The sequence below is a fragment of the Paenibacillus gorillae genome, from assembly GCF_000513275.1.
In the GTDB taxonomy this organism is placed as follows: Bacteria; Bacillota; Bacilli; order Paenibacillales; family Paenibacillaceae; genus Pristimantibacillus; species Pristimantibacillus gorillae.
The window spans coordinates 22,312-28,931 of the sequence record NZ_CBVJ010000091.1; the positions used below are offsets into that span (position 1 = coordinate 22,312).

At 48.3% G+C, this 6,620-nt stretch carries 6 protein-coding genes; 2 read left to right on the forward strand and 4 right to left on the reverse strand.

What is annotated here, in order from left to right:
• Positions 1–101: 101 nt before the first annotated feature.
• The 4 genes from TY10_RS15600 to TY10_RS15615 all read right to left on the reverse strand — a co-directional run bounded on the left by TY10_RS15600 (position 102) and on the right by TY10_RS15615 (position 5,343).
• Complete coding sequence (locus tag TY10_RS15600) at positions 102–1,829, reverse strand: peptide-binding protein (protein WP_420329413.1); 1,728 nt, start codon at positions 1,827–1,829, stop codon at positions 102–104.
• 563 nt (positions 1,830–2,392) lie between these two features.
• Complete coding sequence (gene dnaI, locus TY10_RS15605; RefSeq protein ID WP_042165311.1) at positions 2,393–3,349, reverse strand: primosomal protein DnaI; 957 nt, start codon at positions 3,347–3,349, stop codon at positions 2,393–2,395.
• Between the two features lie 36 nt (positions 3,350–3,385).
• Entirely contained in the window at positions 3,386–4,909 is a 1,524-nt protein-coding gene (locus TY10_RS15610) for a replication initiation and membrane attachment family protein (RefSeq protein WP_042165316.1), read from the reverse strand.
• A gap of 146 nt (positions 4,910–5,055) precedes the next feature.
• Entirely contained in the window at positions 5,056–5,343 is a 288-nt protein-coding gene (locus TY10_RS15615; RefSeq protein ID WP_042165318.1) for a YuiB family protein, read from the reverse strand.
• Positions 5,344–5,508: 165 nt separating this feature from the next.
• Between TY10_RS15615 and hemQ the strand changes: the two genes are divergently transcribed.
• A complete protein-coding gene (gene hemQ, locus TY10_RS15620; protein WP_042165321.1) occupies positions 5,509–6,255 on the forward strand; it encodes a hydrogen peroxide-dependent heme synthase in 747 nt (248 codons plus the stop codon).
• Positions 6,256–6,296: 41 nt separating this feature from the next.
• The coding region (locus tag TY10_RS15625; protein ID WP_202903193.1) for a hypothetical protein at positions 6,297–6,620 on the forward strand (324 nt) is incomplete at its 3' end.

The following is a 6,620-nucleotide window of genomic DNA, read 5'->3' on the forward strand; positions in this document are numbered from 1 at the left end:
CGCCATCCTCCTGACGAATGCCGCCGGCAGAGCACCGGGACATCTTCCCTTCCCGGCACTCTGCCATGAGCATACGGATTATACTTCTACGTGTGCAGCAACTATTCGGTCAGCCACCATTTGATGATGTGGTAGAAGTATCCCGTCTGATGGGACGGCTCCGGCGCGTCTTCATCGGCGAATTTGACCTTCGGCCCAATGCCTTGCGGATTGCCGTATTGGTACAAGAATATATAAGGAAGATCGGTCGAAATTTCTTTGGCCGCTTGATCATAGATTTTTTTGCGTTCAGCTTGATCCACTGTCGAATAGCCGTCTACCCAGAGCTTATCGAGCGTCTCGTTTTTGTACCAGCCGGTATTTTGTCCAGCAGGCGGGAAGTACTTGGAGGAGAAAATGCTCTCCGAGTCCGGATCCGGATTGCTAAGCTGCCAGCCAAGCAAGATCGCAGGGTATTTGCCCGGCGTAATATTTTGATCGATCCATGTTGCGAAATCCATCGCTCTCGGCTTCACTTCGATGCCGACGTCCTTCAGGTTTTGCTGAATAATTTGCGACACTTGCTCACGGCGGCTGTTGCCGGAGTTGTATTGAAGCTCAAAGGAGAAACGTTTGCCGTCCTTCACCAGAATGCCGTCTTTGCCGGCCACCCAACCGTCTTCAGCCAGAAGCTTCTTCGCTTGTTCGGCGTCATAGTTATAGTTGACTGCTTCAGGGCTGTCTGCCCATGAACCCGGCATGAACGGCGAGTTCATCAATGCGCCCGAGCCTTTCAGTACATTATCGACCATTCCTTGACGGTTCAGGGCATGTGCAATTGCCTGTCTCGTCTTTTGTGAAGCGAACGGCACGAACTTACCCGGGTGGTTGTTCGGATCAAAGTTGAAGCTTATATATTCATAGGAAGAGGTCCGGCCTGTAATCAGATTGATCTTATTGTTTTTCTTGACTGCCTCAAGCTGTGTAAGCGGAATGGCCAGCGTCGTATCCACATCACCTTTGAGCAGCGCCTGGACCTCGGTATTCTGGTCGGCATAAATTTTGTAGACGATCTTCTGAATATTCGGTTTTACTTCTCCCCAATAGTTCGGATCAGCATCAACCGTAATATATTGAGCGGTTTTCCACTCCGTCCATTTCCACGGTCCGCTCGTGACTGTCTTGGCTGGATCTTTGCCGTATGGATCTTTTTGCAAATCCTTCGGGTTGACGTCCTTCAAAATATGAGCGGGAACCGGACTGAACATCAAGGAATATTGGAACGGCGCAAACACCTGTTTAAGCGTAATTTTCAAGGTGTAGTCGTCGATTTTTTCGGCTTTATCCACTTTATCCAGCGTAGCAATTCCTGGTGAGCCAACGTCAGGATTAATGGTTGTATTAATTGTATAGATGACGTCATCGGCCGTTATCGGCTGTCCGTCACTCCATTTGGCATTGTTTTTCAATTTGATCGTATACGTCTTGCCGTCTTCCGATATTTCAGGAAGCCCAGCGGCGAGCGACCAAGGCTCTGCCACGATATTGCCGGAACGGTCCAAGTTATACAGTGCTGCATAAAGAAGGTAGTTGATATCGCCGGACGCGGTATCTTGCACGAATAATGGATTGACGGATACGATATCACTAAAAGTACTGACTGTGAGTGTACCGCCGACTTTTGGTGTTTTGCCATCGTCTACTGGTGTTTCCGAAGGAGCTTGCGTAGCTGAATCTGTAGGCTTAGGCGACTCATTGGTGCCTTTGGGTTCATTATTTTTACTTGTACATCCTGCAAGCAATACAACAACCATACATAAGGCCAGCAAATATTTCGCTTGTCGACTCATTAATAACATAGCTACCATGCCTCCTAAAAGTTTTGCGCAGCAAAACTCGCTGCGTAAGGATTTGCTTAGTTTTACGCAGTAAAACTTACTGCGTAAGGATATGCTTAAAGTTTTGCGCAGCAAAACTCGCTGCGTAAGAGTATGCTAAAAGTTTTACGCAGTAAAACTCGCTGCGAACGGTCTAGGCTTAAGTTCCTGAACGATATTCGGCCATAAGTACCAATTTATTATATTATTCCAAATTTTCTGACTATTTTTGTCGTAACTATTGTAATTAGACAAATTCAAACCTAATATGGAAATGTTGACAGGCCCGCTTCATTCTGAGTTATTAAATAAAGAAACGTTCACCCGCTTATATATCATCCACTTTTGGAACATATTCTCATCCCCTCCTTTTGGAAAAGTATACTACAATGTATTAACGCGGTAAATGGTTAAAGTTATAATTGTTTTAGCATTGTAAATAAAACATGGCATGCGTAGTGGTGCTGCTCCATAAAAAAAGGACAGAGCCCGGGTAATTACCCAAACTCTGTCCCTTTTTATACTAAAAACCCCCGTTACTTCCGACCGCGTTTATTGTCGCCTGTTACCATAACGACCTGTACATAAGGCCGAATCCGATCCATCAGCCGCTGGCCTTTATGCCTTTCGTCCCCATCCTTGCTCGTGAAGCTAAAATGCTGCTCCAGCGCGTCAAGACCATAGTTAGACGTATAAAGCGTCGGTTTGCGGTTCATTCTGTAATTCAGAATCGACCCAAGTACATGATCTCGCACCCATGGATTCAAATTTTCCGCCCCGATATCATCGAAAATAAGCAAGTCGGTCTCCTTCATCATCTCGACCGTCTCTCTGAGCTTGCCGGGTTCATGCATCATCGACTTCAAATCTTCAACAAATTCCGGCATATAGACGATCGCCCCGGAAAATCCCGCCTTGGCCAGCTCGTGCAGCAAATAGCACATGAGAAACGTTTTGCCCGTTCCGAAAGTCCCCGCAAGATAGAGGCCCTCCTGCTGCAATCCTTCTTCCTTCGTACGGACGATATAGTCCAATATCTGATAAGCGGCTTCCGTCCGTTTTGGATCCTTGAATAGAATCTCATCGGCCGAATAGCCGTTTTGCAAGGCTGTCTCATCGACGTAAAAGCTGCGGATCCGGCTTTTGATCTGATCCTCATTGCGCCGTGAAATAAACTTCTTGCACGAAACCTTGCGGTCGTAAATTTGCGGCTGATCGTTAACCGTCTCACAGGATAGCAGCGTATAATGCCCCTCGAAATCATTCGGGCATTTCTCTAGTCCCGGACAATTGGTGCAATTGCGATACTCGGTTACATATTGATAAACACGGTTCAAGTTGAGACGAACCGCTTGCTCGTCAAGCTCGGGATGTTTGTCCAACAGTCTTGCGACCAGCGGATCGGCCATCAGCTCAGCGAGCTTTTGCTCCGCCTGATCGGTAATTTTTTGCCCTGTCGGCCATGACTTTAACAAATCGCCAAGCGATTCCATTCTCCTTCACCCCGTATCCATGGATTTCGTAGTGCTTTACTTGCCGTCCAGCTTACGCGCCAAATTGCGCATCTGCTCCAGCTTCTCCGGCGAAATCGATGACTGTCCATCGACTGGACTATCCTGCACGATCGGAATGGCCGGCTTGCGTGATGTTCCCCCCGCGCTTCGTCCAGCACCGGCTCTTGTGCCCGGTCTGCCTGTGGAAGCCGCTTCCTTCCTCCGCTCCTTGTCAGCCTCGACCTGCGTTTGCTCGCGGACATATACAACCGCTTTCTCAAAATTGTCGATCTGCTTCATCAGCATGTTGGAGACGACCGCTTCGACAAAGGTCTTCGTAACCCGCTGCGCGTCATTCATTCCGATCACATAATGAATAAGGACATTAATAACCGGTGCCGGCAGCCGGTAGTTCAAATCGATACGCTCGAACGTTCTCTCGATCCAATCCGGTACTGCGCCAGGGAAGAAACGCTGCATAAACCGTGTATGCGGCTCGTTGCGCATCAGCATATTGTACTGCTGAATGTCGCAGCGGCCTGTCAATTGGCTAGGTACGCCCAAGTAATACTCTTCAAGCACCCCTATCTCGTCCAGCTCCGCGTCGCCCTCTCCCTCTTGAGCGGATATGGCTTGCATTCTAGCTACCGTTCGCTGGTTGTCACCTTCCCGCTTCTTGTCCTGACGGTAGAGCTGATTAGCACGCAACTGCAGCTCATCCACATTCAAGCCTTCTTGCTCGGAAAAAATACCGTCTTCGTCAAGCAGACGGCAAATATCGGCGACGGATAAGTTGTACTTGTAGGCAACATAGTTGACCTGCGCGAGCTGATCGGCGTCGCTGCGAAGCCGTTCCACATAGCGGCGGTTGGCCGAATTGCGCGGGAAGCGCAAAATAATATCGCCGTAAGGAATGCCTGCCGTCTCCAGCTGCGGACGCTGAGCGGCCTGTCTAGTTGGAGCAACTTCATTCAGCGCTTGCTCCAATTCGATATCAATCGACTGGGTGTTGAGCTGAAAAAGTTCATAGAACGGAACGGATATATTTTCTTTCGTCATCATCTGCTTCGCGTTCGCCAGTTCTTCCGGCTCTTGCGCGCCAAATTGCTCACGCAGCGAAATGACTGCATATTTGCCGATCTTGTCACGCAGCAGCATCGTCAAATGCTGATTGCGGAAAAATTCGGCCGGCGACAACGGCTGAGACAATTCATATTCAAAAATGACATCGGCCTGATCCGGCATGCCAAGCCGCGAGGTTTGCAGCAGCCCAACCGCCTCCAGACGCGAGGTTTGTTCAATTAGAAATTTACGGCCCCGTTCATTCATATCCATGCCAAGGCCAAGAAACAACTTACGCTGAGATTCGATCGGCGAATAGCCGGTCATCCCCTCGGCAATTCCGTGATACAGCTGTTGAAATAAAGCGACGGCAAATCCGCCAATCATCGGTTGATAGATGAGTGACAGCATTTTATAGTCCAGACTGTTTAGCGAAAAATCACGAAATATGTAATAACGGTGGTGTTCCGTGTACTGCAACAGATTTCCGATGCGCATTGCATCTACTCCATCCCATCCATACTTTCTATCATTCTATCATAAATCGAACCAATAAGGAGGGCTCGAAAAATAGAAAAATCCCCCGAATGAGGGATTTTCGTCATCTTTGCAAAGCGCCTGTTAAAGAGGCACTTTTACGATTACTAGAACATTTTATAGCCGCCGCGCCGTAAAGCACGAATCGCGGCACCGCTAATATAAGCGCCTGCCAGCGCTCCGATAACAGGGATCAGATCGACGAATGTGAAGGCAGCAAAATTACCGGCAAACGACTCGGAATTGTCCCAAGTCTGCCATATGTAGAGAGGAATCAGTACAATAATAAACACATAGATAGGAAACCAGGTTGTTTTCAAAAGCATATTAAGAATAAAGCCGATGCCGAACATCATGACCAAAAACAGCACCGTCGCTACAATGAGTTGAAGCATGTACTCTTCTCCTTTATTTTCAGGCTCTCGCTCTTCAGTTTAAATAATGGCAAACCGGAAGTCAATTAGCATTGTCCAATTGTCACAAGTCAGACATTTGCTCTTATCGGAAATTTTAAGCTACAATTATGGAAGGCAATTGATTTGAGGGGAGATTGAAGAAAAATGAGTGAAGTAGCGATTACATTAGAAGGCTGGTATGCCTTGCATGATTTCCGCACGATCGATTGGACGGCTTGGCGTAATGCAAGTGAAGCGGAGCGCAGCCGCGCGCTGGACGAGCTCCATACGTTTTTGAACCAATGGGCTGAGGTAGATGCCGACAAAAAAGGCAGCGTAGCGGTTTATTCTATCGTCGGCCAAAAAGCCGACTTCGTATTCATGCACTTGCGGGAGACGCTGGAAGAGCTTAACGATGTGGAGATTGCGTTTAACAAAACATTATTTGCAGAATTTACAGTTCCTACGTATTCCTATGTAAGTGTTGTAGAGCTGAGCAACTATGTGAATCAACCGGGCGCCGATCCGCTGCAAAATCCGGAAATCATCGCGCGTCTAAAGCCTTCGCTTCCGAAGGCAAATCATATTTGCTTCTATCCGATGAACAAACGCCGCGATGGCAACGACAACTGGTACATGCTCAGCATGGACGAGCGCCGCACGATGATGCGCAGCCACGGCATGATCGGCCGCAAATACGCGGGAAAAGTGAAGCAAATCATTTCCGGCTCTGTCGGCTTCGACAACTGGGAGTGGGGCGTAACGCTGTTTGCAGACGATGCGCTGCAATTTAAAAAGCTTGTTTACGAAATGCGCTTCGACGAAGTCAGCGCACGCTACGGCGACTTCGGCGACTTTTACGTCGGCAACCTGCTCACAGCGGACAAGTTTTCCGCAATGCTGAAACTGTAAAACCTTTGCACCCTGCAAACGCGTAAATGCGCGCTTGCAGGGTGTTTTTTGCAGGTCGTTATGGGCATGAGCTTGCTCTTGCCTCTGCTTGCGCTTCTGCTGCTCTTGCTCTTGCTCTTGCTCCTGCTCTTGCTTCTGCTCTTGCCCTTGCTCTTGCTTCTGCTCTTGCTTCTGCTCTTGCTTCTGTTCTTGCTTCTGCTCTTGCTTCTGTTCTTGCTTCTGCTCTTACTTCTGCTCTTGCTCTGTTCTTGCTTTTGCTCTTGCTTCTGTTCTTGCTTTTGCTCTTGCTTCTGTTCTTGCTTCTGCTCTTGCTTCTGCTCTTGCTTCTGCTCTTGCTTCTGCTCTTGCTTCTGCTCTTGCTTCTT

What these genes read in the sequence shown, in the direction of transcription:
- dnaI (WP_042165311.1), bottom strand. Translation starts at nt 3,349, where the DNA reads ATGGAATCGCTTGGCGATTTGTTAAAGTCATGGCCGACAGGGCAAAAA.
- hemQ (WP_042165321.1), top strand. Translation starts at nt 5,509, where the DNA reads ATGAGTGAAGTAGCGATTACATTAGAAGGCTGGTATGCCTTGCATGAT.
- TY10_RS15615 (WP_042165318.1), bottom strand. Translation starts at nt 5,343, where the DNA reads ATGCTTCAACTCATTGTAGCGACGGTGCTGTTTTTGGTCATGATGTTC.
- TY10_RS15610 (WP_042165316.1), bottom strand. Translation starts at nt 4,909, where the DNA reads ATGCGCATCGGAAATCTGTTGCAGTACACGGAACACCACCGTTATTAC.
- TY10_RS15600 (WP_420329413.1), bottom strand. Translation starts at nt 1,829, where the DNA reads ATGAGTCGACAAGCGAAATATTTGCTGGCCTTATGTATGGTTGTTGTA.